Genomic DNA, 24,674 nt, shown 5'->3' on the forward strand with positions numbered 1-24,674 from the left:
CGAGCGTAACCAATTTACCCGCAATTGTCAGTGCCTACGACCCAAGTCGGATAAAAATGCACATAATATCGAAGTAAATCTAAAATAGGCTTAAATTGCCAGCCAACAAGCCCTAGTATTTCTATGGTCAAAATCGGTATAATGCTCGGCTTTCTGGGCCCTTCTTGCGTTAACCCATTGGATATTTAGCTCATGACCGCACGCGGAAATTTATTTATTGTGTCGGCGCCAAGTGGCGCAGGTAAATCCTCGTTGATTTCAGCCTTGCTTAAAGACAAGCCAGCCGACATGCAGGTTTCGGTATCTCATACCACCCGCGCACCACGCCCAGGTGAAGTTGATGGTCAACACTATCACTTCGTTAATGTTGAGCAATTCAAAGCCTTAATTGCTGAAAATGCCTTTTTTGAATGGGCAGAAGTGTTTGGCAATTACTATGGTACCTCGCGCCATGTGATCGAGCATACGCTCACCCAAGGTATCGATGTTTTCCTCGATATCGACTGGCAAGGTGCCGAACAAGTTAAAGCCGTGATGCCAGAGGCCATTGGTGTGTTTATTCTACCACCCTCTAAAGCCGAGCTAGAGCGCCGCCTAACAGGTCGCGGACAAGACAGTAGCGATGTTATCGCCAGCCGTATGGCACAAGCCGTATCGGAAATGTCCCACTATAAAGAATATGATTTTATTATCGTCAACGACGATTTTGACACTGCCTTAGCCGATTTGCGTGCCATCATTCGCAGTCAGCGCTTAACAGGTGCTAGTCAGATCCACGCGCAAAATGATATGCTTCACGATCTGTTGGCAGGATAGCTGTCATAGTGTACAATTTTGCGTCATTTTTTCCCTAGATAAACTGGAGTTTCAACACATGGCTCGCGTAACTGTAGAAGACGCCGTAGAACAAATCGGCAACCGTTTTGATATGATCTTGGTTGCGGCGCGTCGTGCTCGCCAAATCGCCGTGCAGGGTAAAGACCCTATGGTTGAAGAGATGAACGACAAACCCACGGTTATCGCCCTGCGTGAAATCGAACTAGGTTTAGTTAATGCTCACACCTTAGATGCCGATGAGCGTCAAACGGTACGTGAACGTGAAGCCGCTGAAATTGCAGCGGTTGCAGCCATTGCTGAAGGTCGTTCATTATAGTTTTTGAGTAAAAACCTATTTAGGTAAAAGGAGAGCTGCCACTTGTATCTGTTTGAAGGTCTAAAGGAGTCTGCTTCCGGTTACTTAGAACCTGAACAGGTCGAATTGCTCAAGCAGGCGTACCAGATTGCGCGCGATGCCCACGAAGGGCAAATGCGCACGAGTGGCGAACCTTATATTACTCATCCGGTTGCGGTTGCCCGCATCCTTGCTGACATGCGTCTTGATCATGAGACGCTGATGGCAGCACTGCTCCATGACACCATCGAAGATACCCATGTCACCAAAGACGATTTAGCCGAACTATTCGGTGTCGCGGTGGCCGAACTCGTCGAAGGCGTGTCAAAACTCGATAAGCTTAAATTTCGCGACAAGAAAGAAGCCCAGGCTGAAAACTTCCGTAAAATGATGATGGCGATGACGCAGGATATCCGCGTTATCCTCATCAAGCTTGCCGATAGAACCCACAACATGCGTACCTTAGGCGCACTGCGTCCCGACAAACGTCGCCGTATCGCCCGCGAAACCTTAGAAATCTACGCGCCCATCGCTAACCGTCTCGGTATCCATAACATCAAGACAGAGTTAGAAGACTTAGGTTTCCAAGCTTATTATCCAATGCGATATCGGGTGCTTAAAGAAGTCGTTAAAGCCGCCCGTGGCAATCGCAAAGAATTGATCCAAGGCATCGAAGCCGCTGTGTATACACGCTTAAATGATGCGGGTATTCCAGGGAAAGTCAAAGGTCGCGAGAAAAACCTCTACTCCATCTATAACAAGATGCAGAGTAAAGAGCTGCAATTCCAAGAAGTGATGGATATCTACGCCTTTAGGGTGATAGTCGATTCCATCGACACTTGTTATCGCGTACTTGGCGCCATGCATGGACTGTACAAGCCTCGTCCCGGTCGTTTCAAAGATTATATCGCTATCCCCAAAGCCAACGGTTATCAGTCTCTCCATACCTCTTTATTTGGTCCACACGGCGTGCCCGTTGAGATCCAAATTCGTACCGAAGATATGGATCAGATGGCTGACAAAGGGGTCGCCGCACACTGGGCCTACAAAGGCGGTGCGCAAACAGGCCAAGGTACGACGACTCAAGTGCGTGCCCGTAAGTGGATGCAAAGCTTGTTGGAGTTACAACAAAGCGCTAGCACCTCATTCGAATTCGTTGAAAACGTGAAAACTGAACTCTTCCCTGAAGAGATTTATGTGTTCACCCCTGAAGGTCGCATTCTGGAATTGCCCGTGAATGCCACTGCAGTAGACTTTGCCTACGAAGTGCATACAGATGTAGGTAATACCTGCGTCGGTGCCCGTGTTAACCGCCAAGCATATCCGCTCAGTCAGCCGTTAATTTCAGGCCAAACCGTTGAAATCATTACCGCTAAAGGCGCCCGTCCTAATGCCGCTTGGCTGAACTTTGTGGTAACCGGTAAAGCTCGCGCTAAAATCCGCCAAGTGCTGAAAAGCCTTAAAGGTGATGATGCGATTGCACTCGGTCGCCGCCTGCTCAACCATGCGCTCGGCAAAACTAAACTCGACAGCATTGCGCCTGAGCAGATTGAAAAAGTGATCCGCGATACTAAACATACCACGCTCGATTCGCTGCTCGCCGATATCGGTCTTGGCAATGCCATGAGTATTGTTATCGCCCAGCGTTTGATTGGCGATAATCTTGAGAATCAAGAAAGTCGCGACGGCCACATGATGCCAATTCGTGGCGCCGAAGGCATGCTCGTTACCTTCGCTAACTGTTGCCGCCCCATCCCAGGTGATGCCGTGATAGCCCACGTGAGCCAAGGTAAGGGCTTAGTGGTGCACATGGAAAACTGCGCCAATATTCGTGGTTATCAAGGCGAGCCAGACAAATATATTCCCGTACAATGGGATAATGTTGAAGGCGTTGATTACCAAGCCAATCTGCGGGTGGAAATTGTTAACCACCAAGGTGCACTGGCGAAGATCACCTCGATCATTGCCGCCGAAGGTTCAAACATTCACAACCTCAGCACTGAAGAACGTGATGGTCGCGTGTATTTGATCAACCTGCGGATTTCGGTGAAAGACAGGATCCATTTAGCCAACGTGATGCGCCGAATTAGGGTACTGCCCGAAGTACTGCGCACGTCCCGTAATCGTTAATTAACTCAACACTAAAGAGAGCGTCATGGCAGAAAAAATCATCATAGCGACCGAAAACGCCCCAGCGGCCATAGGCACTTATTCACAAGCGGTTAAAGTCGGCAGCACAGTGTATTTATCTGGCCAGATCCCGCTTGTGCCAAGCACAATGCAAATTGTCAGCGATGATTTTGAAGCGCAAGTCGTGCAAGTATTTGAAAACCTGACGGCAGTTTGTACTGCTGCGGGTGGTTCAATCAACGATATCGTTAAGCTCAACATCTTCCTGATTGATTTAAGCCACTTCGCTAAAGTGAATGAAATCATGAGCCGTTACTTCAGCCAGCCATATCCAGCCCGTGCTGCTATCGGCGTGAAGCAATTGCCGAAGGATTCTCAAGTTGAAATGGACGGCGTGATGGAGCTGTAAGCGCTAGCATTTCACCTTCTATAAACGAAAAGGCGCTACGGCGCCTTTTTGTTGCCAACACAATCCAACACTCCGCTTGCCACTCTCTTCATCTTGCTTTCACACTCAACTTGTAGGCTTTGCGCTCCATTCTCATATTTTACAATCTTGTAAACTATTTGCGCGAGCTCACAAAACTCGCCATACTGGGTACAGCCAAAAGAACAATAAATAACAGGGAATTGCCAATGGATACAGCGATTAAGACGCCAATTGAAATGCTGGCGCACTGGGCTAATACTCAGGGGGACCAAGTCTATTTACGCCAACCGATCAAGGGTCAATTCCTTGATTTTACTTGGGCTGAAGTTCAAGAAAAAGTTCAACAACTTGCCGGAGCCTTACATCACTTAGGCTTAGAGCGTGGTGATAAAATTGCCGTTCTCTCTAAAAACTGTGCCGAATGGTTTATCACCGACCTCGCGTTGATGCACGGCGGCTATGTCAGCGTACCTATTTACCCTACCGCCAACACAGATACTATTCGCTATGTGCTGCAACACAGTGGCGCAAAAGCCATTTTTCTCGGCAAGCTTGACCATTGGGCAGACCAAGAGGCTGGTGTCGGCGGCGAGCTACTACGCCTTGCCATGCCCTATGATACGATGCCAGCCCAATATCAATGGGAACAATTACTTAAACTAGGTTACCCCTTAGTTAACGCCCCACTGCCTACTCCAGATCAAGTGATGACACTCATCTATACCTCTGGCTCGACTGGCCAACCTAAGGGCGCGATTCAAACCTTCGCCAGCTATGGCTGGACTTGCCAAGCGGTAGTCCGTGACCTGCGCACCGATGGCGACGATAGACTTTTATCCTATTTACCCTTAGCCCATATCACAGAGCGCGTTGCGATTGAAGGTTCATCCTTCTACTCAGGTAGTGTGGTGGCTTTCGTTGAAAGTCTCGACTCCTTCGTCGTCGATGTTCAACGAGCAAAACCAACGGTATTCTTCTCGGTACCACGGTTATGGAGCCTGTTTCAGAAAAACATTATCGACAAAATTGGGGTCAGTAAACTTAATCTATTGCTGAAAATCCCACTGCTTAGCAGCTTTGTGAAATACAAAATCCATAAGGGTTTAGGTTTAAACCATTGTCGTCTACTCGGCTCTGGCTCGGCGCCTATTCCGCCATCACTGATCCACTGGTATCACAGTATTGGTCTTAATATCTGCGAAGCTTGGGGTATGACAGAAAACTGTGCCTATTCGATCATCAACTATCCTTTTGATGCGCGTAAAATTGGTACTGTTGGCCGCCCAGTTGAGGATTGCCAGATCCGCCAAGGCGAGGATGGTGAGCTACTGCTCAAGAGTCCGGGATTAATGACAGCTTATTATCTGCAGCCTGAAGCTACTGCAGCGGCATTCGATGCTGATGGTTTCTTCCACACAGGCGATCTCTGCTCAATTGATGCCGATGGTTGTGTCACTATTACTGGCCGAGTGAAAGACAACTTTAAAACCGCCAAGGGTAAATATGTAGCGCCCGTGCCTATCGAACGTAAACTGGCACAGGATCCCCATGTTGAACTGATCTGCGTGATTGGCTCTGGTCTGCCACATCCCGTCGCACTAGTGCAGTTATCCGAAGGAGCCAATCTACAAGCCCGTGAAGAAGTCCGCACCTCACTCAAAGCGACACTCGATAGCGTTAATCCGCACTTAGAGTCACACGAACATGTCGATGCGATTGTCGTGGTCAGTGATCCTTGGACGATTGAGAATGATGCGCTCACGCCTACCCTCAAAATCAAACGCCATGTGCTTGAAAAAGCCTTTAGCGAACGAGTTGACGGCATTCGTGGCGCCCAAGTCCGCTGGGAAGATGAATTAACTCAAAAATAACTAGGCCAAACAATCAGTTGGCGAGTATGGTCATCAGCTAAAACTAAGCACGCCTAGGGTGTGCTTTTTTATGACATATTCTGTCAAAATCCGATAAAACCACGTATCATGTGCGCCAGTCGGCCAAGGGGCAATTCCCTTGTACTTTTCCATTCAATATTAGGTTTAACAGAGTCTAACGATGCTAATTACACTATCGATTATTGGCGGTTTTATTATTTTAACCTTAGGCGCTGAAGCCCTAGTTCGTGGCGCGAGTTCTATCGCTCTACGTTTAGGTATTACGCCACTTATCATAGGCTTAACTATTGTAGCCTTTGGTACTAGCGCACCAGAACTGGCTGTGAGTGTAAAGTCTGCTCTAGCAGGAAACAGCGGTATCGCCTTAGGTAACGTTATTGGCTCTAACATTGCCAACATAGGTTTGATTTTAGCCATCACGGCACTTATCCGCCCAATTCAAGTGCAATCTCAAGTCGTAAAGCGTGATATCCCTTTGATGATATTGGCTTCTATGTTGTTCTGGGCACTCTTGTTAGATGGCGAGCTCAGCCTAATTGACGGTGTGATATTACTGTCACTACTGTTCGGTTATTTAGCCTTTAGTTACATCAGCTCGAAAAATGGTAATGAAGAGGAAGAGATTGAAGCTGGTCCAAATAATCCCCTACTTTCAGCCCTATTTATCTTAGTCGGTATTGGTATGTTAGTCGGTGGCGGTATTTTGTTTGTCAACGGCGCAGTAGATTTAGCCAAGACCTTCGGTATCAGTGAAGTCATTATCGGCTTAACGATCGTGGCGATTGGTACCAGTATGCCAGAGTTAGTAACTTCTGTTCTAGCGGCACTGAAAGGTCAGAGTGACATAGCCATAGGTAACGTTGTCGGTTCTAACATATTCAATATTTTGGGTATTTTAGGTATTACTGCAATAGTACAGCCAGTATCATCACTTGGCTTCCAACCCTTTGATTTCATCGTGATGTTGGCATTTGCCATCATGATTTTACCTTTCGCTTGGACAGGATTTCGTATTGGCCGCCGCGAAGGTTCAGTATTACTACTGTGCTACTTAGGTTACTTGGGCTACCTAATAAACCAAGCGAGCACTCAAGCTGTGGTATAACACTTAGCTGCTCATTTGCGATAAAAAACACCGGAGCCTCTCCGGTGTTTTGCTCTCTAGGTATTGTCCCCTTTATTAATCAAGCACTTTCTTTAAAGCACACCTCATAAAAAATATAAGCACACAACTCAACTGATGACATTTGTCATGCCAAAGCCATGACCTTTGTATCTGCATTTCTTCTATCGAATTTCTGATAATGAGCCCATACCCAAACATTGGGAAACTCACTCAATAAGGAAATACCATGAAAGCATTACTCCTCGCCTCCAGCTTTGTACTTATCAGTACTCACTCGTTTGCAACAACGTCATCAAACACTAACATCACCAACGTAGATGCAGCCTCGAATGCGATGAATCTAACGCAATTACAACAACTGAGCGGCAGCACTCAAGATTATGATAAAGCCTATGCGAACTATCGCTTAGCCATCAGTGCCAATGTAATGGGGCAGAAAACGCTCGCTAGCATCGCACTGACTACAGCGCAAACCACATTAGAAGCACTCGAAACCAGCCAAGCGAATGCAGAATCCCTTGCCCTGTTATCGTCGGTTTATGGCATGCAAATCGCCTTAGACAATAGCAAAGGTGCAACGCTCGGCATGAAATCCGCCAAGGCGATTGCCAGTGCCGAACAATTAGAACCACAAAATCCACGGGTAGCGCTTGTTAAAGCCATCGCCGCCTATAACACGCCAGCCATATTTGGCGGCAGCATGCAAAATGCTAAGACCTTAGCCACTACAGCCATAGAAAGATTCGCCCAGCCTTGCGACAACATTTGCTGGGGTGAAGCCGAAGCTTACACGTGGCGCGGGCTCGCTAAACAGGAATTAGGCGATAGCCAAGGCGCGATTGAAGATTGGCAACAAGCGATCAAAGTACAAGCAGATTACGGTTGGGCAAAATTTTTGCTTCAACAAAATCAGCAATTAAGTGCAAAATAGACAAAGTTGTTAACGGGGATCTATGGCGCTGACGATAGCGCCAATCCCTAAAAAGAATAAATTAAAACAGATGCCATCGGTGGGCATTCAACAACCAACTCAGTGACACAGAGGCATCATGATAAGCACTCCCCTTCAGCTCGAACGAAAACTTGCTTGGGTGTATTTGATAAACTTAGTGTTTTATCTGATCCCACTTGCCATAAATCCCTATCCAAGCTGGAAAATCGCCCTCAGTTTTGCCGTGTTAATCCCTTTTATTGCCTGTTATTTTTGGACCTATAAGTGCAATAGCCGTAGCGCCTATCTGCCCATTCTCATTATGGTGGTCATAGCAATAGCGATCACACCAATCAACCCAGGCTCTATCTCGCTATTTACCTTTGCCGCCTTCTTCATTGGCTTTTTTTATCCTCTCCGGACCTGTCTGTTGGCTATTGCAGCACTCATCGGCCTGTTGTTTGCCCTCAATGAGATTTACCACTTTAACAGTTACTACTTTCCGCTTTACGGCTCGGGATTAGTGCTCGGCGTGGGCATGTTTGGTGTCGCCGAACGCAGACGTTATCGGCATAAATTGAAAGAACAGCAAAGTGCCCAAGAAATTACCACCTTGGCTACTATGCTTGAGCGTGAACGTATCGCGCGGGATCTACACGACATTATGGGGCATAGCCTATCTTCCATCGCCCTTAAGGCTGAGCTAGCCGAAAAGCTTATCGCAAAACAAGAATATGAACTCGCATCAACCCAATTGACTGAGCTAGGACAAATTGCGAGGGAAAGTTTAAGCCAGATCCGCCACACAGTGTCAGACTACAAACACAAGGGTCTAGAGAGTTGCGTGACGCAGCTTTGTAAATCCTTAAGGGATAAAGGCTTAAGTGTCGAGCTCAGTGGTGAGCTACCCAAGCTAGGTGCAAGCACAGAAAGCCAACTGAGTTTGATCCTCACCGAACTTATTAATAATATTCTCCGCCATAGCGGTGCAAGTGAATGCTCTATCCACTTTTCTAAGCAATCAGACCGCCTGCTGCTCGAAGTCAAAGACAATGCCGCGGCCAAACCTTTTATAGAGGGTAATGGCCTCACAGGTATACGCGAGCGCCTCGACAGTTTAGGCGGCAGCTTGAGCTATAATCTCGAACAGGGATATATATTTACCGTCAGTTTACCTTTGCAGGGAGCAACACATTAATGAAGATTTTATTGGCGGAAGATCAAGCTATGGTGCGAGGAGCACTCGCCGCACTCCTTACGCTTGCAGGGGGGTTTAGTATCACCCAAGCGAGTGACGGTGACGAAGCTCTAAGCTTACTCAAACAGCAAAGCTTTGATCTCTTGCTAACGGATATCGAAATGCCCGGCCGCACAGGCTTAGAGCTGGCCACATGGTTAAAGGAGCAACATAGCCAAACCAAAATAGTGGTCATTACCACCTTCGGCCGTGCGGGCTATATTAAACGTGCCATCGAAGCGGGTGTGGGCGGCTTTCTGCTTAAAGATGCACCCTCAGAAACCTTAGTCAACGCGATTCAACAAGTGATGGCGGGAAAACGAGTGATCGATCCTGAACTTGCCATGATGGCGATTGGCGATGTCGACCCACTCAACGACAAAGAACGCCGCGCTCTTCGCCTCGCTAGCGAAGGCAAATCCACCTCCGACATCGCCGAAACTCTTTTTATCGCCGAAGGGACTGTTCGCAACTACCTCTCAGAAGCCATAGCCAAACTCAATGCCAGTAATCGAATCGATGCAGCCCGCATTGCCAAGCAAAAAGGCTGGTTGTAATAACACTCACAGTTAACCACGCTTTCAGCCTAACGATATCTTATCAACAATTTTGTGGTCTTAAGGCCACAGAAGGATATTAGCTATGCTTCCAAACAAAATTTGATAACACCCTAATTCCCCTTGAGATTGCCTTACGCTTATTCTCTGTTAATATATGTATAAATTCACAGTGATTGAGTGCTAACGACTTGCAGCAATTGGATCTTGTTCCGATCACCGACCTCAAAGGCGTCGCCAAAAAGGTCGCGGAGAAACTCGCAAAGCTCGGCATCACAACAGTACAAGATCTGCTGTTTCACTTACCCCTGCGCTACGAAGATAGAACCCAAATCTATCCCATTGCAGCCCTCAGCCTAGGCGGTTATGGCACTATAGAAGCTGAAATCCAATCGACACAAATCATCCAAGGCCGCAAGCGCATGCTGGTCTGCAATGTGCGCGACGAAACGGGCAGCTTAAGCCTGCGCTTCTTTAACTTTTCCGTTGCTCAGCGTAATGCCATGCAAAATGGTTTGATGATCCGCGCCTATGGTGAAGTGCGCCGTGGTAGTCATCAAGCTGAGATAGTGCATCCAGAATATAAAGTGGTGTATCCCGGTGAAGATGTTCACCTGAGTGATACCCTAACGCCGATTTATCCCACGACTGAGGGCTTAAAGCAGGCGAGCTGGATAAAGCTGACGGAACAAGCCTTAGTGTTACTGGAAGAAGGCGGTTTAACTGAGCTGCTGCCACCGCAGTTGCAACCTAACAATATCAGCCTTAAACAAGCGCTGCAGACGCTACATCGCCCTCCTGCGGGGATCTCTCAGTTCGATTTAGAGCTAGGTCAACACCCAGCCCAGCAACGACTCGTGCAGGAAGAATTACTCGCCCACAATCTCAGCATGTTACGCCTAAGGCAGCGCAGTAATTTAGATGCCGCTGTCACCATGCAGGCCACGGGGCAGTTGCTCAATCCTTTCCTCGCCGCTTTGCCCTTTAAACCGACTGGCGCCCAGCAAAGAGTCGTGGCTGATATAGGCAAAGATTTAGAAAAACCGCACCCTATGATGCGCTTAGTGCAAGGGGATGTTGGCTCGGGCAAAACCTTAGTCGCGGCGATGGCGGCATTACAAGCGATTGAAAACGGTTATCAAGTTGCCATGATGGCACCGACAGAGTTATTGGCCGAGCAACATGCAACTAACTTTGCCGCTTGGTTTGAGCCACTCGGACTTAAGGTAGGTTGGCTGGCGGGAAAACTTAAAGGCAAGGCCAGAACCCAATCCCTTGCGGATATTGAATCTGGCGCAGCCCAGATGGTAATTGGGACCCATGCCATCTTCCAGCAGCATGTAGTCTTTAGCAAACTCGCGTTAATTATTATCGATGAGCAACACAGATTCGGCGTACACCAACGCTTAGGCCTGCGGGAAAAGGGCGTGAACCAAGGTTTCCACCCGCATCAATTGATCATGACAGCCACACCTATTCCCCGCACGCTGGCGATGACGGCCTATGCAGATCTCGACACGTCCATTATCGATGAACTGCCGCCGGGGCGAACTCCAGTGACCACTGTGGCGATTGCTGATTTACGCCGTAACGAAGTGCTTGAACGGGTGCGTAACGCCGTCATCAGCGACCAACGTCAGGCCTATTGGGTGTGTACTCTGATTGAAGAATCCGAAGTGCTCGAATGCCAAGCCGCCGAAGACACAGCCGAAGAACTGCGCCTCGCCCTGCCCGAGCTCAATATTGGCCTAGTGCATGGCAGGTTGAAGAGCGCCGAGAAACAGCAAATCATGGCCGACTTTAAGGCAGGCATTATTCATCTACTGGTAGCGACAACCGTGATTGAAGTGGGCGTCGACGTGCCTAATGCCAGCCTGATGATCATTGAAAACCCTGAACGTTTAGGTCTAGCACAGCTGCATCAACTGCGCGGACGAGTCGGTCGAGGCGCCATCGCAAGCCATTGTGTGTTACTCTACAAGGCGCCGTTGAGCCATACCGCCACCCAAAGACTGAGTGTACTCAGACAAAGCAATGATGGTTTCATCATAGCGCAGAAAGATTTAGAAATTCGTGGCCCGGGTGAAGTGCTTGGCACTAAGCAGACGGGACTGGCTGAGCTCAAAATTGCCGATCTGGTGCGCGATCAAGCTTTGATCCCACACATTCAGAAATTAGCGAGCCATGTAATGGCGCAAGCTCCCGAAAAAGTCGATGCAATTATTTTACGTTGGCTCGGGCACAGACAGCACTATGTGCAGGCTTAGGCCGTAAATATTAAAGGGTAAAGAACGAGGCGTAACATCTGCCTTTACTCGAAATAAATTGTTTATGTTCAGCTAAGCGCTATAGACAAGCGCATGGAAACTTGCAAAATGAACCTGCGGCCTTCAAATAGCCCGCTCTTGCACTTTAATGTTAGCTGCATGTATTCACCAAGTTACCTTGACACTCAAGCGAAGGATGTAAAATGCAAGTTAATCAAGATGATAGAATAACACCTCAAGAGACTTCTTCTAGCAGCAATCGCTTTGCGCTTTTTGCGATAGTGCTCGTCGTGCTACTTTCTGCCGGAGGATATTATTACTACAGCGGTGATTCTGACTCACCTAAACTCATTCCTAACGCCCCTATTGTATTGCCTGAAACACCGCCATCTGAACCTATGACGCTCGAAAGTGAGCCAGAGCCTGAAACCACTGAGACGACGCCTGCCGTTACAGAAACGAACACTAATAGCACTGAAACCACTGCAGTGGCAGAGCCTGAAGTTGTCGTAGAACCTGTGCCTGTGCTGGCTGAAAGTGATGCATTTGTGCAACAAAAAGCTCTCGCCATGATCAATAACAATGTGCTGAGTTCTTCGTTAGTGCAGCAAGATCTCGTCCGCCAATTTGTGGTATTCGTGGATAACCTAGCTCAGGGTGAATTAACCCGTAAAGTTAGCCCACTTAAAGGACCAGAGAAGCTGTTCTCAGTCTCAGAAATCACCAACAAAGTGTATTTAAATCCTGAGGGGTTCCACAGATACGACGCCTATGTTGACTCGATTGCCAAAATGGACGAACAGAGCTTAATCACAACTTACAAGCAACTGACGCCGCTCCTAGAGGAAGCCTTTACCGAACTCGGCTACAGCAACGCCAAATTTAACGACAGAATGCTGCAAGCGATTAAAATGTTACTCGCAGCACCTATTATTGAAGATCCGATTGAGCTGAATTCAATTAGCGTTAACTATCAATTCGTTGACCCTAACTTAGAGGCACTACCCAGTGCCCAAAAACTGTTGATCCGTATGGGTCCAGAAAATACTCGCAAGTTGAAAGTAGCGCTGCGTAAAATCGAGAATCAATTGTCGCAATAGGTTATCAAGCTCATGCCAAAAGGCGCTCACGCTCAGTGCGCCTTTTTTCATTTTAACCTGTAAGTTAAAGCGTCTGCGAAATCAGATAGCCACTGCGATGTTTGTTACTCAATGTCGAATAAGTGCTGTAAATCACAGCACTTGATCCCATTCCGTTAACCCGCACAATGCAAATGGCTTCATAAAAAGAAGGGGCATAGTGTAGAATGACCACGCTGTAGAGGGCATTTCGAGCGTCATTCTTCTAACGCGTATACTCCTCACTATGGTATGACAATCCATTAATGTTCTAACTTAGTTAGGGATAACTAAGACAGCTTAAATTTAGTGTCGAGGCAAAGTAGTGCAACTAACATTCAGCATTCTCTCTTGGGGCGCTTGGGCCCCCCAATATCAGCACCATCAAAGTTGGCAAACTTGGTGCGAGAGTTCGGCTGAGCTCAATCTCGATACGCCACCACAGTCGGATACCACCGCTCCCGCACTCAAACAAATTCCCGCCATGCAGCGCCGCCGTTTTAGTCGCTTGACTAAGATGATGTTAGAGGTGAGTTTTCAGTGCGAAATGCCTGCAAATTGTCGCTCTATTTTTGCCTCGCGCCATGGAGAGTTGCAGCGCACCATTGGCCTACTCGAAGACATTATCGCCAAACAACCCTTATCGCCCTTAGGTTTTAGTCAGTCGGTGCACAACACCGCCAGCGGCATTTTTGGCATAGTGGCGGCCAATACAGCGCCTTCAACCTCAGTTGCGGCGGGCACAGAAACCCTGTCCCAAGCTATGGTCGAAGCCTTCGCCCAATTACATCAATCGCCAGAACCATTGTTATTGGTCTTCGGTGATGATCCAGTGCCTCCTGTGTACGATGAGTTTACCCAAGAATTTGAATTACCTTTGGCCCTAGGCCTACAGCTCGCGCCCTTCGATACACCCGCTTCGGCCAAGCTCACAGTGAGCCGTATTTCTAAGGCAACAGCTTTAAATCCGCTGACCTATGGTGCATTTATCCACGCCCTAGCAACGGCGCAAAATATTTCAGGCTGCTTATCCCAATGGCATTGGAGACTTGAGCATGTTTGATGCAGCCCACAGCCATGACGCCGCTAAGGGCCATGAAGATTCAATGCTCAATGCCGCTTATACCTTGCCGGAAACTCGCCGCGAAGGGCTGAATTATGTGCCACGTTGGCTAGGTGGCGTGAGTTGTTATATCGCCTTTGGCTTAGGCGGCTTATTAAGCTCCTTGACCATTCTGCCACTACTGCGTTTTTGGCCAGGCACACCAGAGGCGCGGATTATTCGGGTACAAAAGGCCGTGCATTTAATGTTCAAAGGCTTTGTCGCCATGCTCACTTGGGCAGGTGTGATTAAGGTCAGCAGCCACGATGCCCAAAAATTACATGATGCCAGAGGCGTTATCGTCATAGCCAATCACCCCAGTTTAGTCGATGTGGTGGTATTGATAAGTCTCATGCCCAATGCGGGCTGCATAGTCAAACAAGCTTTGTGGCGTAATCCATTTTTGCGGGGGGTGGTGTCCTGCGCAGGTTATATTCCCAATCGCGGCGCCGAACTCATGCTAGAGGATTGCCGCGAAGTGCTCGCAAGAGGCACCAATTTAATAATCTTCCCCGAGGGCACGCGTACGGTGGTCGGTGCGACCATTAACCACTTTGCCCGCGGCGCTGCCAATATCGCCTTAAGGGCCGAAGCGGATATTTTACCTGTGGTGCTACGTACCAATGTGCGTGGTTTGACAAAGGAGCAACCTTGGTATGAAATCCCAAGGCAAACCATGGGAATGGCCGTTGAAATCGGCACAATCGTTTCTTACCAGAAATACCAAGCGGCTTTAGGTGAGCATGCAAAAATGGCCCGGCAGCTGACGCGGGATCTTGAACATTACTATAAACAACAACTCGAAAATAATTATGAACTTAAACAATGAAATAAAGCAGTTAATCATCGACTGTCTCGATCTAGAAGACGTCAGCATTGATGATATTGAAACCGATGCGCCGCTATTTGGCGAAGGTTTAGGCTTAGATTCTATCGACGCCCTCGAGCTCGGCTTAGCCATCAAGAAAAAATTTGATGTCAAAATCGAAGCCAATTCGGATGCCACTAAGGCTCATTTCCACAGTGTTGCCAGCTTAGCTCGCTTTATCGAATCACAGCGTCCATAGGAGAGGAATATGCAAAATCGTGAACAAATCCTCGCTATGCTGACCACTATTTTAGTGGACGAGTTCGAAATTGATGCCGAGGCGATTACGCCTGAGGCCAACCTGTATGAAGAGCTCGATCTCGACAGTATTGATGCCGTCGACTTAGTGATAAAGCTGCAGCAACTGACAGGTAAAAAGATCCAACCCGATGAATTTAAATCAGTTCGCACAATCAACGATGTGATTAATGCTATCGAAGGTTTAGTGAGAACCTAATGCGAGCCTTGCTACAGGTCTTAACCGCCCTAACTTTGCTGGCCTACCCCGTTGCCGTGTATTTAGGGCTCAGTTACTTGCCTGCTGGCACCATAGCGCTCGTGCTGTGTTTATTGCTGATAATGCGGCTAATGCTACAAAAGCAAAAGGTTAAGACATTAGTTTTACCACTATTGGTGGGGATTGTGCTCACGGCAGGCAGTTATCTTGCCAAGCGCAGTGATTGGCTGCTGTATTACCCAGTAGTGATAAATCTCACTATGCTGGCGCTGTTCAGTTATTCACTGCACACTGGCCCTAGCATGATCGAACGTTTAGCCCGTTTGAAAGAACCCGATTTACCGGATGAAGCCACTGGGTATCTTAAAAAAGTCACGCTACTTTGGTGCGGCTTATTTATCTTCAATGGCACTATGGCGGCTTACACCGCTGGCTTTACTAGCTTAGCAACCTGGACCTTGTATAACGGTTTGATTGCATACGTACTCATGGGACTGCTCCTCGGTGGGGAATGGTTATATCGCAGCTTTTGGTTGAAGAAAACATGACACAGCTACTCAAAAACTGGTTAACCCAAGGGCCCTTTGCCCAACAACTGATCAGCTTTAATCACCACGACATAGTCACAGGTGCATTATTTACCAATCAGGTGGCGTATTTTTACGAGCAACTGCTGGCCGCGCCAGAGAAAAAATGGCTGCTCGCGAGTGATACCAGCGATCTGTTTGCTGTGGGTTTATGCGCGGCGCTGTTAGCCGGCAAGGAAATTATCTTACCAGCCAATACCCAAACGGGCACGCTGAGCGAGTTAACCCACCAGTTTGAAGGCATATTGTCGGACAAGCCATTGTGTGAAAGTCAGGCCTTTATTCTACTGAGAAAAGAGCTGAGCCTGCCGAGCAAGCCTTGGCCGGCGAGCGAGGCTATCGGTGAACTTGTGCTATTTACCTCCGGCAGCAGTGGCGAACCTAAGGCGATCCGTAAAACACTTCAGCAATTAGACGTTGAAGTCTCAGTGCTCGAACATACCTTTGCCGAACATTTACCCCATTGCAGTGTGGTTTCAACGGTTTCCCACCAGCATATCTATGGCCTGTTATTCAAGATTTTGTGGCCACTCGCCGCCAGTCGGCCGTTTTTAAGTGAGCAGATTGAATACCCAGAAACCTTAAGCTATTACACTGCCTTACTGCCAAACTTGTGTTTGATCAGTAGCCCTGCCCAGTTATCGCGTTTACCTAAGGCCTTAGAGCACGAGCGCCAACTGCGCTCACCCAGCTTAGTGTTTAGCTCTGGCGGGCCCTTAAGTTTTGCGGCGGCTCAGGGGATCAGCCAATGCTATGGCCATTTGCCCATCGAGATTTTTGGTAGCACAGAAACGGGCGGCATAGCCTATCGCCGTCAGCATGAGGCCGATGAACCTTGGCAAGTGTTTGACAGAATATCGATAGATCAAGATCCTAGCGACGGAGCCTTGCTGCTGAAATCACCCTATTTAGCCGACGATGAATGGTTGCGCTGCGAAGATAAAATCGAACCGACCGAAAATGGCCAGTTTAGACTCAAGGGCCGACTCGATCGCATCGTTAAGATAGAGGAAAAACGTCTATCACTGGCACAAATGGAAACGCTGCTAGGCAGCCACGCCTATGTTGAGCAAGCCGCACTTGTCGTATTGCCGCAGTTTAAATCCCAACTGGGCGCTGTGATAACTCTCTCAGCACTTGGCCGCAGCGTGCACCAAGAGCAGGGGAAACTCAGTATCAACAATGCGTTAAAAGCACATTTACTGACGCAATTTGAGCGAGTCACCCTGCCACGCCGCTGGCGTTATCCCGATATTTTGCCGCTTAACACTCAGGGTAAGCGTGTCACTGCCCAGTTAGTCGAGTTATTTGATCATGATTAAATCGAGTTTACCGCCGATCCTGCATTCCAATATCGGCATGGATAATATTGAATTACGTCTGTTAGTGGCGGCCGACCTTGAATCTTTTAAGGGACATTTTCCCGAACAAGCCGTACTGCCAGGCGTGACGCAATTAGATTGGGCGGTGCGTTTAGGCTGCCAATATTTCGGCTATTACGAAGCCGTAGCCAACTTAGAAGTGCTTAAGTTTCAGCAACTCATACTGCCGGGGCAAGAAGTCACCTTAAGCATTAGCAACAATGCGGCTAAGGGGAAACTCACCTTCGCCTATAGCGATGGTGAAAACCGCTACGCGTCAGGTCGTATCGCCTTCGATATCTCGCCAGTTAACAGCAGCGATGGGGCGAGCCAGTGCTAACACCTCCCAGCGACTTAGTTGAGTCGGCGCCCATCAAGCTCGCCTTAGTGATCCCCAATTACAATCACAGTGCCGCAATTGCCCAGACCTTGGCCGAACTCGCCCAATTTAATCTGCCCTGTTATTTGATTGATGATGGCAGCAATGACGAAACCCGTTATCTACTGCAATCCTTAGCCCAAACCTATCCTTGGGTGACTTTGCTGCTGCATCCTTACAACCGTGGTAAAGGCGCTGCTGTGATGACGGGCCTACGCCGAGCCTACCGCGATGGCTTTAGTCATGCACTGCAGGTCGATGCCGATGGTCAACACAATCTAGCCGATATTCCAGCTATGGTAGCAAGGGCGCAGGCTAAACCCGATGCACTGATTTCAGGCAAACCCGAGTACGATGAATCCGTGCCTAAGGGCAGGCTCTATGGCCGTTATATCACCCATTTTTGGGTGTGGGTCGAAACCTTAAGCTTTGATATTCAAGATTCTATGTGTGGCTTTCGCGTTTATCCCCTCGCCGCCACCGAGCGATTACTGTGCCAGCAAGCATTAACGGAGCGAATGGATTTTGATATTGAAATCCTCGTCAAACTCTACTGGCAAGGGGTGGAAATTTTATTCCAGCCGACTAAGGTGATTTATCCCGAAGGTGGTGTTAGTCACTTTCAAGGTGTGGCCGACAATGTGCGCATCACTAAACTGCATACCAAGTTGTTTTTCGGCATGCTCAAACGCCTGCCTTGGCTATTGAAGCGTAAATCACAGCAACAAGCCGCGCAAAACTCCCATTGCTCGTCAGCAACATCATCAACTTCAGCCACCCATTGGTCGGGCATGAAGGAGCGCGGCAGTTACTGGGGCATCAAACTGTTAGCCGAGAGCTATCGTATTGGCGGCCATTGGTTGTGCCGCGCCATTATGTATCCTGTGATTTGTTATTTCTTTCTCACGGGCAAAGTCACCCGCGAAGCCTCGTTAGATTTCCTGCGCCGCGTGCAAATGCTTGAGCCGCAACATCCTAAGCTCAATCAGCCCATAGGCTGGCGCGATAGCTTGAATCACTTTTTAGCCTTTGGCAATGCCGCTCTCGATAGAATCGATGCATGGTGCGATCGCATCCAATTGAGCCAAGTGGATTTCCCCGATCGCCAAGTGCTGGCCGACCAGCTCGAAAGCGGTAAAGGCGCGGTGTTATTGGTGTCGCACCTTGGCAATTTAGAACTCTGCCGCGCCATTTCCATCCACCAGCGCAAGGTCAAAGTAAACGTCATGGTGTTAACTAGCCATGCTGAAAATTTCAATAAGGTACTTAAGCAGTTAAACCCTGATAGCACGCTTAATCTTATTCAAGTGACCGAGCTTAACCCCGCGACGTCTATGCTGTTGCAGCAAAAAATAGAAGACGGTGAACTGGTGGTGATCGCGGGCGATAGAACCTCGCCGAATACCCAAGGTCGCGTCATGTACGCGCCGTTTATGGGGCAAGATGCAGCGTTTCCCCAAGGGCCGTTTATTTTGGCAGGCTTACTCGATTGCCCTGTGTTTTTAATGTTTTGCCTGCGGGAACAGGGCCGTTATCGGGTGCATTTAGAGCACTTCGCCGAAACACTTAAAGGCCCAAGGCCGGGCAGAATGGACAGATTACAGCAGGCGGTAAATCGCTACAGCGAACGTTTAGAATACTTTGCCAGACGCGAGCCTTTGCAATGGTTTAACTTCTTCGATTTTTGGCGTAAAGACAGCGAGTTAGGACGCGTATCAGCCAATTCAGTACAAGCCGATGCTGTAACAGCAGAGTCAACATCACCGCAGATCCCAGAGCAGGATCATAAGACAGACAGGACTAGTCATTCATGAGCCACACCCAAGCCGCCGACTCAAAGAATCAATCAGACTTAAAGACTGTTGAGTTCGGCCGTCAATTTCTTACCTTAGAACAAGTGGTTGCCGTCGCCAAGGGCGCACCAGTCAAGCTCTGTGATGATGCGGATTATCAAGAATACATTCAAAAAGGTGCGCGCTTTATCGATAGTCTACTGCACGAAGAAGGCGTGGTTTATGGTGTAACAACTGGTTATGGCGACTCTTGCACAGTCAATGTGAGCTTAGATCTGGTCCACGAATTGCCACTGCATTTAACCCGCTTCCACGGCTGCGGTTTAGGCGAGACCTTAAGCATAATGCAGGCCCGCGCTGTGATGGCTTGCCGTTTAAACTCCTTAGCCATTGGCAAATCTGGCGTGACCTATGAGCTATTAAAGCGCATCGAAACTTTGCTCAATCTCAACATAGTGCCAGTGATCCCAGAGGAAGGCTCGGTCGGCGCCAGCGGTGATTTAACGCCGCTGTCGTATTTGGCCGCCGTGTTAGTCGGCGAGCGCGAAGTGATTTACCAAGGTGAGCGCCAAGCGACTCAAGCTGTGTACGCTAAGCTCAACATTATCCCGCATGTCCTGCGTCCAAAAGAAGGCTTAGCCCTGATGAACGGCACGGCTGTGATGACGGCCTTGGCCTGTTTAGCCTTCGATCGCGCCCAATATCTTGCCCGCTTAAGTAGCCGCATTACCGCTATGGCTTCGTTAACGTTAAAAGGCAACTCGAACCATTTTGATGAAATCTTATTTGCCGCCAAACCGCATCCGGGACAAAACCAAATCGCCACTTGGATACGGGAAGATTTAAATCACCACGAACATCCGCGCAATTCGGACAGGCTGCAGGACAGATATTCCATCCGCTGCGCACCGCACATTATCGGCGTGTTGCAGGATGCGCTGCCGTTTATGCGTCAGTTTATCGAAACCGAAGTCAACAGCGCCAACGACAACCCGATTGTCGACGGCGAAGGCGAGCATATTCTCCACGGTGGCCATTTTTACGGCGGCCATATCGCCTTTGCGATGGATTCGCTGAAAAATACTGTGGCTAACTTAGCAGACCTTATCGATCGCCAAATGGCACTGGTAATGGACCCTAAGTTTAATAATGGCTTACCCGCTAACTTATCCGGCTCAACCGGCCTGCGCCGCGCGATTAATCATGGCTTTAAAGCAGTGCAAATTGGGGTATCGGCGTGGACAGCAGAAGCGCTCAAGCACACTATGCCAGCCAGCGTGTTCTCGCGCTCGACCGAATGCCACAACCAAGACAAGGTGAGCATGGGCACTATTGCCGCCCGCGACTGTATGCGCGTGCTGCAATTGACCGAACAAGTCGCGGCGGCTGCATTACTTGCCATGACCCAAGGTATTGGCCTGCGTATCGCCCAAAATGAACTGGACGAAGCCTCGCTCACACCTTCATTGGCGAAAACACTCGCTGAAGTGCGCGGTGATTTTGAGACCTTAATTGAAGACCGACCGCTTGAAGCCGTGCTGCGCCAAACCATAGCTAAAATCCAAGCGGGCGAATGGGAAGTGTGCCGATGAAATCATTGCTCACTATCGATATGGAAATGCAAATCCCCTTCCACGATGTGGATTCCATGGGGATCACTTGGCATGGCAATTACCTGCGTTATTTCGAAATAGCACGCTGTAAACTGCTCGATGAGCTGGGCTACAACTACCGCCAAATGCAAGCATCTAACTATGCGTGGCCTATTATCGATTTGCAGATTAAATACGTCAAAGCCAGCACCTTCGAGCAAAAAATCACAGTGCGCGCCGAGTTAGTCGAGTGGGAAAACCGCTTAAAGATCAATTATCAAATTCGCGACGTTGAAACGGGTGCGCGCATCACTAAGGGTTATACCATTCAGGCAGCGGTCGATATGAGCACCCAAGAATTGTGCTTTGTTACCCCAGAGGTGTTCCGTGACAAAATAGCCCCCCTGCTCGCTAAGGTGGAAGACCAATGAACGCCGCGCTAACACACATCAAGCTTATGCTTATCCTGTGTTTTTGCAGCGTATGGATATCGGCACAGTGCAAGGCTGACACATCGACAACGGCAGTTTCTGCCAACAATTACCAGCAACTATTCACCCAAACTGTGAATACCGCGCAGCTTGTCGCCTTAAGCCAAAAACTTAACTTGGGCGAAACGGTGAGAGGTCAGTTTGTGCAATCTCGGCAGTTAAAGGTGCTCAAAAAGCCGTTAATCAGCCAAGGTCAGTTTATCTTCGATCAGACCCAAGGGCTGATTTGGCAGCAGATAAAGCCCTTCGAATCCCTGCTGATTTTAAAAGATAAGCAGCTTATTCAGCGCGATAGCCAAGGTCGAGTCCAAGTCAGCAAGGCCGATGCCTCGGCGAGCGCCGCCGCTATGGGGGATTTATTACCCAATCTAGTGCGCGCTATGCTCGGAGGGGATATTTCCGGTTTAAGTGAGAACTTCGAGCTGCACTTTCTCAGCACAGACAAGTTAAACGTAGAAAAGTTAAGCCCAGAGAACTTTAGCCCAGAAAGCTTGAACACAGACGGCCAATGGCAATTAGGCCTAACGCCCAAAGATCCCTTAATGAAAAAAGCCATCGCCAATATGGTGTTAGAGGGTGGCGATACCTTGCAATCCTTAGTGCTGCTGAGCGCAGCGCCGAGTGTGAGCCCACAGGATATGACCCGCATCGACTTTAATGCGCTTTCCCAAGGTAAACTCAGCGAAACCGAATTGACGCAGTATGCTGTGGCGATAGAGGCGAATAAACCTTAACCATGGCCGCCAACTTCACCGCGCGCGCCAATCAAGCGCTAATACAATCGTCCCCCAAGTGGCGCCTCACCATTTGGTTGCTATTAATGCTGTCTGCCAGTCTGTGGACGTTGCAACTCTGGCAAAACGGCGCAAGGGTGCAGAGCGATATTCTCGCCATGCTGCCCCATTTACAGCAGGACAAACTCACAGAGCGCGCCCTTAACCAAGTTGAAGCGACGCTCGCCGATCAAGTCTATATTGCGCTCGTCGCCAAGGATGAAACCACGGCAATCGCTGCGGCTAAGCTGTTGATGCAAAAGCTTGAAACTGACCTTGTTGCTACTGGAAAAAATGCTGCACTTACAGATATTCGCAGCGCCGATATGCAGCTCGGTGAAGCGTTGGGGCAATACTATTTCCCCCACAGATTTAAATTACTGACAGCGCCACAAGCTGAGGCGTTAGCAACGAAAGACATTGGAAATCTGATTGAAGCGGCCACCGCACAGCTTTACAACGCCTTTAGTTACGCCAATAGCAACTTGCTTGCCCAAGATCCGCTGCTGTTATTCCCCGCCAATTTACTCGCCCTCGCGCCGAGTTCAAAAGTCAGAGCCAGCCAAGGTATTCTGCTGGCTAATCAAGGCGATAATGTTGCCGCGGTTGTTATGGCAAAGGGCCAAGAAAGTGCCTTTAATCCCAATGCGCAATTAGCGCAGATGACGGCATTAACCCTAGGGTTGGATGCGGTTGAAAAAAACTACCCAGATATTACCGTGCTCAAAGCTGGCGCCCTGTTTCACGCGATTGCGGCGACACAAACGGCTAAGAGTGAAATCTCGATCCTTGGTCTTGCATCTTTACTCGGGGTAATAGCTTTAGTCTGGCTGGCGTTTCGTTCTGTGATGCCACTACTGTTGGCCATCGTTACCATTTCTAGCGGGCTGTTGCTGGCCGTAACTTTTACCTTAAGCGTGTTTGGCGAGCTGCATTTACTCACCTTAGTGTTTGGTACTAGCTTGATTGGCATTGCCATCGACTACAGCTTTCATTTTTACTGCGAGCGCTTAAGCGATACCGAACGCAACGCAAAGGCGACGGTCACGTATATCTTCCCCACTGTAACGCTTGCCTTTATCACCAGTGCCTTAGCTTATGTAGGCATAGGTTTAGCGCCGTTTCCTGGAATGCAGCAAGTGGCGATTTTCTGCGCCGCGGGGCTGCTCGGGGCTTATCTCACCCTCATTCTCGCCTACCCACTGTTAGCGGGAAGTCGTTTGCCATCGGGATCCCGCCCATTAACGTTAGCAGGACAGTACCTTGCCAACCTCACTCAGTTATCCAACAGATTGACCACGCCTTTAGGCATGGGCATGTTTACTTTAGTGATAGTAGTGTGGTGTCTGGTTGGCGTAACCAAGTTAACCGTCGATGACGATATTCGCCATTTGCAGCAAAGCCCCGCAAGCGTGACTGAACCTGAAAATAAGCTCAGGCAGCTACTCAGCGGCGGCACAGATAATCAATTCTTACTGGTACGCGCCGCGAGTGAAGAAGCACTACTACAACAGCTTGAGCGAGTGTCGCCCATACTCGATGCCGCTATTGCGAACCAAGAGTTAGGCAACTACGTCAGCCTCAGCCAGTATCTTCCCAGCCATCAAAGGCAAGACACAGCTTATCGCTTACAGGGTGAAATCTATCAAACTCAGATAGATACTGTGCTCACCAACCTTGGGTTGGATGAGAACTTAAAGCCAGAGCTGCAAGCAAGCTACTTAGCAGCTAAAGAGCAATATATCAGTCCAGCGGATTTCTTTACGCTAGAGGCAGGCAAGCAACTCGCACCGCTGTGGCTAGCACCAAATGGCAAGACCACCGACTATGAAGCGCTAAATGATGGCGGCGCGAGCGCTGAGCATGGTGCCATTGTCTTGCTTGGCGGCATTAAACAGATCGACGCGATCAAGGCGCGCTTTGCCCATGATGAAAGCGTACAACTTATCGATAAAGTCGCGGATATCTCCGCCGTCATGGGCCATTACCGACTGTTAACCCTAAAGCTGTTAGCGCTCGCACTCGGTATCGCACTCTTGTTGTTTAGCCTGAATTTTGGCATTAAAAAAGCCGCGGTTGTCGTTGCCGTTCCAGCCCTTGCGGCCTTGCTAACGCTTGCAACCTTAGGCTTAACGGGCTCGCCACTGAGTCTGTTCCATGCACTCGCGCTCATTTTAGTTTTCGGGATTGGGATAGACTACAGCTTGTTCTTTGCCTCTGCTCAAAACTACGGCAAGGCAGTGATGATGGCGGTATTTATGTCCGCCTGCTCGACCCTATTAGCCTTTGGTTTACTCGCCTTTAGCCAGACCCAAGCGATTCATTATTTTGGTTTAACCCTGTCACTAGGTATAGGTTTAACCTTTTTACTTTCGCCACTGATTTTAACGACTAAAAAGTCCTGATAACGAC

General features: G+C 48.8%; 23 protein-coding genes. All 23 read left to right on the forward strand.

Annotated elements, in window-relative coordinates; translation table 11 throughout:
- Positions 1-192: 192 nt before the first annotated feature.
- Positions 193-816, forward strand: coding sequence for a guanylate kinase (gene gmk, locus L5M40_RS17100; RefSeq protein ID WP_173497410.1), 624 nt, complete (start codon positions 193-195; stop codon positions 814-816).
- Positions 817-874: 58 nt separating this feature from the next.
- Positions 875-1,153: a DNA-directed RNA polymerase subunit omega gene (gene rpoZ / locus L5M40_RS17105; protein ID WP_007651394.1), complete on the forward strand. Its 279-nt coding sequence runs from the start codon at positions 875-877 to the stop codon at positions 1,151-1,153.
- A gap of 42 nt (positions 1,154-1,195) precedes the next feature.
- Positions 1,196-3,301 carry a bifunctional GTP diphosphokinase/guanosine-3',5'-bis pyrophosphate 3'-pyrophosphohydrolase gene (gene spoT / locus L5M40_RS17110; RefSeq protein ID WP_105251161.1) on the forward strand — a complete coding sequence of 702 codons (2,106 nt, stop codon included), beginning with the start codon at positions 1,196-1,198 and terminating at the stop codon, positions 3,299-3,301.
- Positions 3,302-3,326: 25 nt separating this feature from the next.
- Positions 3,327-3,710 (forward strand): RidA family protein, encoded by a 384-nt coding sequence (locus L5M40_RS17115; RefSeq protein ID WP_006079838.1) that lies wholly within the window; start codon positions 3,327-3,329, stop codon positions 3,708-3,710.
- A gap of 227 nt (positions 3,711-3,937) precedes the next feature.
- On the forward strand, positions 3,938-5,602 hold the full coding sequence (locus L5M40_RS17120; RefSeq protein ID WP_212600293.1) for an AMP-binding protein: 1,665 nt from the start codon (positions 3,938-3,940) through the stop codon (positions 5,600-5,602).
- A gap of 181 nt (positions 5,603-5,783) precedes the next feature.
- Positions 5,784-6,728 carry a calcium/sodium antiporter gene (locus tag L5M40_RS17125; protein WP_105251158.1) on the forward strand — a complete coding sequence of 315 codons (945 nt, stop codon included), beginning with the start codon at positions 5,784-5,786 and terminating at the stop codon, positions 6,726-6,728.
- A gap of 247 nt (positions 6,729-6,975) precedes the next feature.
- A complete protein-coding gene (locus L5M40_RS17130) occupies positions 6,976-7,680 on the forward strand; it encodes a tetratricopeptide repeat protein (protein ID WP_263256961.1) in 705 nt (234 codons plus the stop codon).
- Between the two features lie 118 nt (positions 7,681-7,798).
- Positions 7,799-8,878, forward strand: coding sequence for a sensor histidine kinase (locus L5M40_RS17135; RefSeq protein WP_263176776.1), 1,080 nt, complete (start codon positions 7,799-7,801; stop codon positions 8,876-8,878).
- Positions 8,878-9,474: a DNA-binding response regulator gene (locus L5M40_RS17140; RefSeq protein ID WP_113941110.1), complete on the forward strand. Its 597-nt coding sequence runs from the start codon at positions 8,878-8,880 to the stop codon at positions 9,472-9,474. Before L5M40_RS17135 ends, L5M40_RS17140 begins: the two co-directional genes overlap by 1 nt.
- A gap of 191 nt (positions 9,475-9,665) precedes the next feature.
- Complete coding sequence (gene recG, locus L5M40_RS17145) at positions 9,666-11,741, forward strand: ATP-dependent DNA helicase RecG (protein ID WP_263176777.1); 2,076 nt, start codon at positions 9,666-9,668, stop codon at positions 11,739-11,741.
- Positions 11,742-11,944: 203 nt separating this feature from the next.
- Positions 11,945-12,841, forward strand: a complete 897-nt coding sequence (locus L5M40_RS17150) for a DUF3014 domain-containing protein (protein WP_173242771.1) — start codon at positions 11,945-11,947, stop codon at positions 12,839-12,841.
- A 343-nt stretch (positions 12,842-13,184) separates the two neighbouring features.
- Positions 13,185-13,922, forward strand: a complete 738-nt coding sequence (locus tag L5M40_RS17155) for a beta-ketoacyl synthase chain length factor (protein WP_113941113.1) — start codon at positions 13,185-13,187, stop codon at positions 13,920-13,922.
- A complete protein-coding gene (locus tag L5M40_RS17160; protein WP_173242769.1) occupies positions 13,915-14,790 on the forward strand; it encodes a lysophospholipid acyltransferase family protein in 876 nt (291 codons plus the stop codon). The genes L5M40_RS17155 and L5M40_RS17160 overlap by 8 nt, the downstream gene beginning before the upstream one ends.
- Positions 14,774-15,028 carry a phosphopantetheine-binding protein gene (locus L5M40_RS17165; RefSeq protein ID WP_011787697.1) on the forward strand — a complete coding sequence of 85 codons (255 nt, stop codon included), beginning with the start codon at positions 14,774-14,776 and terminating at the stop codon, positions 15,026-15,028. Before L5M40_RS17160 ends, L5M40_RS17165 begins: the two co-directional genes overlap by 17 nt.
- 9 nt (positions 15,029-15,037) lie before the next feature.
- Positions 15,038-15,286, forward strand: coding sequence for an acyl carrier protein (locus tag L5M40_RS17170; protein WP_014609665.1), 249 nt, complete (start codon positions 15,038-15,040; stop codon positions 15,284-15,286).
- The gene (locus L5M40_RS17175) at positions 15,286-15,834 is read left to right on the forward strand and encodes a hypothetical protein (RefSeq protein ID WP_263168721.1); all 549 of its coding nucleotides are present in this window, start codon (positions 15,286-15,288) and stop codon (positions 15,832-15,834) included. The genes L5M40_RS17170 and L5M40_RS17175 overlap by 1 nt, the downstream gene beginning before the upstream one ends.
- Entirely contained in the window at positions 15,831-17,195 is a 1,365-nt protein-coding gene (locus tag L5M40_RS17180) for an AMP-binding protein (protein ID WP_263207431.1), read from the forward strand. The genes L5M40_RS17175 and L5M40_RS17180 overlap by 4 nt, the downstream gene beginning before the upstream one ends.
- On the forward strand, positions 17,188-17,574 hold the full coding sequence (locus tag L5M40_RS17185) for a thioester dehydrase (RefSeq protein WP_131524001.1): 387 nt from the start codon (positions 17,188-17,190) through the stop codon (positions 17,572-17,574). Before L5M40_RS17180 ends, L5M40_RS17185 begins: the two co-directional genes overlap by 8 nt.
- Positions 17,568-19,427 (forward strand): glycosyltransferase family 2 protein, encoded by a 1,860-nt coding sequence (locus L5M40_RS17190; RefSeq protein WP_263207429.1) that lies wholly within the window; start codon positions 17,568-17,570, stop codon positions 19,425-19,427. Before L5M40_RS17185 ends, L5M40_RS17190 begins: the two co-directional genes overlap by 7 nt.
- Positions 19,424-20,998 carry a histidine ammonia-lyase gene (gene hutH, locus L5M40_RS17195; RefSeq protein WP_263256962.1) on the forward strand — a complete coding sequence of 525 codons (1,575 nt, stop codon included), beginning with the start codon at positions 19,424-19,426 and terminating at the stop codon, positions 20,996-20,998. The genes L5M40_RS17190 and hutH overlap by 4 nt, the downstream gene beginning before the upstream one ends.
- The gene (locus L5M40_RS17200) at positions 20,995-21,429 is read left to right on the forward strand and encodes an acyl-CoA thioesterase (protein WP_263176780.1); all 435 of its coding nucleotides are present in this window, start codon (positions 20,995-20,997) and stop codon (positions 21,427-21,429) included. The genes hutH and L5M40_RS17200 overlap by 4 nt, the downstream gene beginning before the upstream one ends.
- Complete coding sequence (locus L5M40_RS17205) at positions 21,426-22,223, forward strand: outer membrane lipoprotein carrier protein LolA (protein WP_263176781.1); 798 nt, start codon at positions 21,426-21,428, stop codon at positions 22,221-22,223. Before L5M40_RS17200 ends, L5M40_RS17205 begins: the two co-directional genes overlap by 4 nt.
- A gap of 2 nt (positions 22,224-22,225) precedes the next feature.
- Entirely contained in the window at positions 22,226-24,667 is a 2,442-nt protein-coding gene (locus L5M40_RS17210; RefSeq protein ID WP_263176782.1) for an MMPL family transporter, read from the forward strand.
- Positions 24,668-24,674: the final 7 nt, after the last annotated feature.

Source organism: Shewanella sp. SM68, assembly GCF_025653925.1.
Classification (GTDB): domain Bacteria; phylum Pseudomonadota; class Gammaproteobacteria; order Enterobacterales; family Shewanellaceae; genus Shewanella; species Shewanella oncorhynchi.

Excerpts from the sequence above, each read along its gene's own strand:
- gmk (WP_173497410.1), top strand. The coding sequence starts at position 193 with ATGACCGCACGCGGAAATTTATTTATTGTGTCGGCGCCAAGTGGCGCA.
- L5M40_RS17125 (WP_105251158.1), top strand. The coding sequence starts at position 5,784 with ATGCTAATTACACTATCGATTATTGGCGGTTTTATTATTTTAACCTTA.
- L5M40_RS17160 (WP_173242769.1), top strand. The coding sequence starts at position 13,915 with ATGTTTGATGCAGCCCACAGCCATGACGCCGCTAAGGGCCATGAAGAT.
- L5M40_RS17200 (WP_263176780.1), top strand. The coding sequence starts at position 20,995 with ATGAAATCATTGCTCACTATCGATATGGAAATGCAAATCCCCTTCCAC.
- L5M40_RS17175 (WP_263168721.1), top strand. The coding sequence starts at position 15,286 with ATGCGAGCCTTGCTACAGGTCTTAACCGCCCTAACTTTGCTGGCCTAC.
- L5M40_RS17165 (WP_011787697.1), top strand. The coding sequence starts at position 14,774 with ATGAACTTAAACAATGAAATAAAGCAGTTAATCATCGACTGTCTCGAT.
- hutH (WP_263256962.1), top strand. The coding sequence starts at position 19,424 with ATGAGCCACACCCAAGCCGCCGACTCAAAGAATCAATCAGACTTAAAG.
- L5M40_RS17140 (WP_113941110.1), top strand. The coding sequence starts at position 8,878 with ATGAAGATTTTATTGGCGGAAGATCAAGCTATGGTGCGAGGAGCACTC.
- L5M40_RS17120 (WP_212600293.1), top strand. The coding sequence starts at position 3,938 with ATGGATACAGCGATTAAGACGCCAATTGAAATGCTGGCGCACTGGGCT.
- L5M40_RS17170 (WP_014609665.1), top strand. The coding sequence starts at position 15,038 with ATGCAAAATCGTGAACAAATCCTCGCTATGCTGACCACTATTTTAGTG.
- L5M40_RS17185 (WP_131524001.1), top strand. The coding sequence starts at position 17,188 with ATGATTAAATCGAGTTTACCGCCGATCCTGCATTCCAATATCGGCATG.
- L5M40_RS17150 (WP_173242771.1), top strand. The coding sequence starts at position 11,945 with ATGCAAGTTAATCAAGATGATAGAATAACACCTCAAGAGACTTCTTCT.
- rpoZ (WP_007651394.1), top strand. The coding sequence starts at position 875 with ATGGCTCGCGTAACTGTAGAAGACGCCGTAGAACAAATCGGCAACCGT.
- L5M40_RS17135 (WP_263176776.1), top strand. The coding sequence starts at position 7,799 with ATGATAAGCACTCCCCTTCAGCTCGAACGAAAACTTGCTTGGGTGTAT.
- L5M40_RS17210 (WP_263176782.1), top strand. The coding sequence starts at position 22,226 with ATGGCCGCCAACTTCACCGCGCGCGCCAATCAAGCGCTAATACAATCG.
- L5M40_RS17115 (WP_006079838.1), top strand. The coding sequence starts at position 3,327 with ATGGCAGAAAAAATCATCATAGCGACCGAAAACGCCCCAGCGGCCATA.
- L5M40_RS17205 (WP_263176781.1), top strand. The coding sequence starts at position 21,426 with ATGAACGCCGCGCTAACACACATCAAGCTTATGCTTATCCTGTGTTTT.
- L5M40_RS17130 (WP_263256961.1), top strand. The coding sequence starts at position 6,976 with ATGAAAGCATTACTCCTCGCCTCCAGCTTTGTACTTATCAGTACTCAC.
- L5M40_RS17180 (WP_263207431.1), top strand. The coding sequence starts at position 15,831 with ATGACACAGCTACTCAAAAACTGGTTAACCCAAGGGCCCTTTGCCCAA.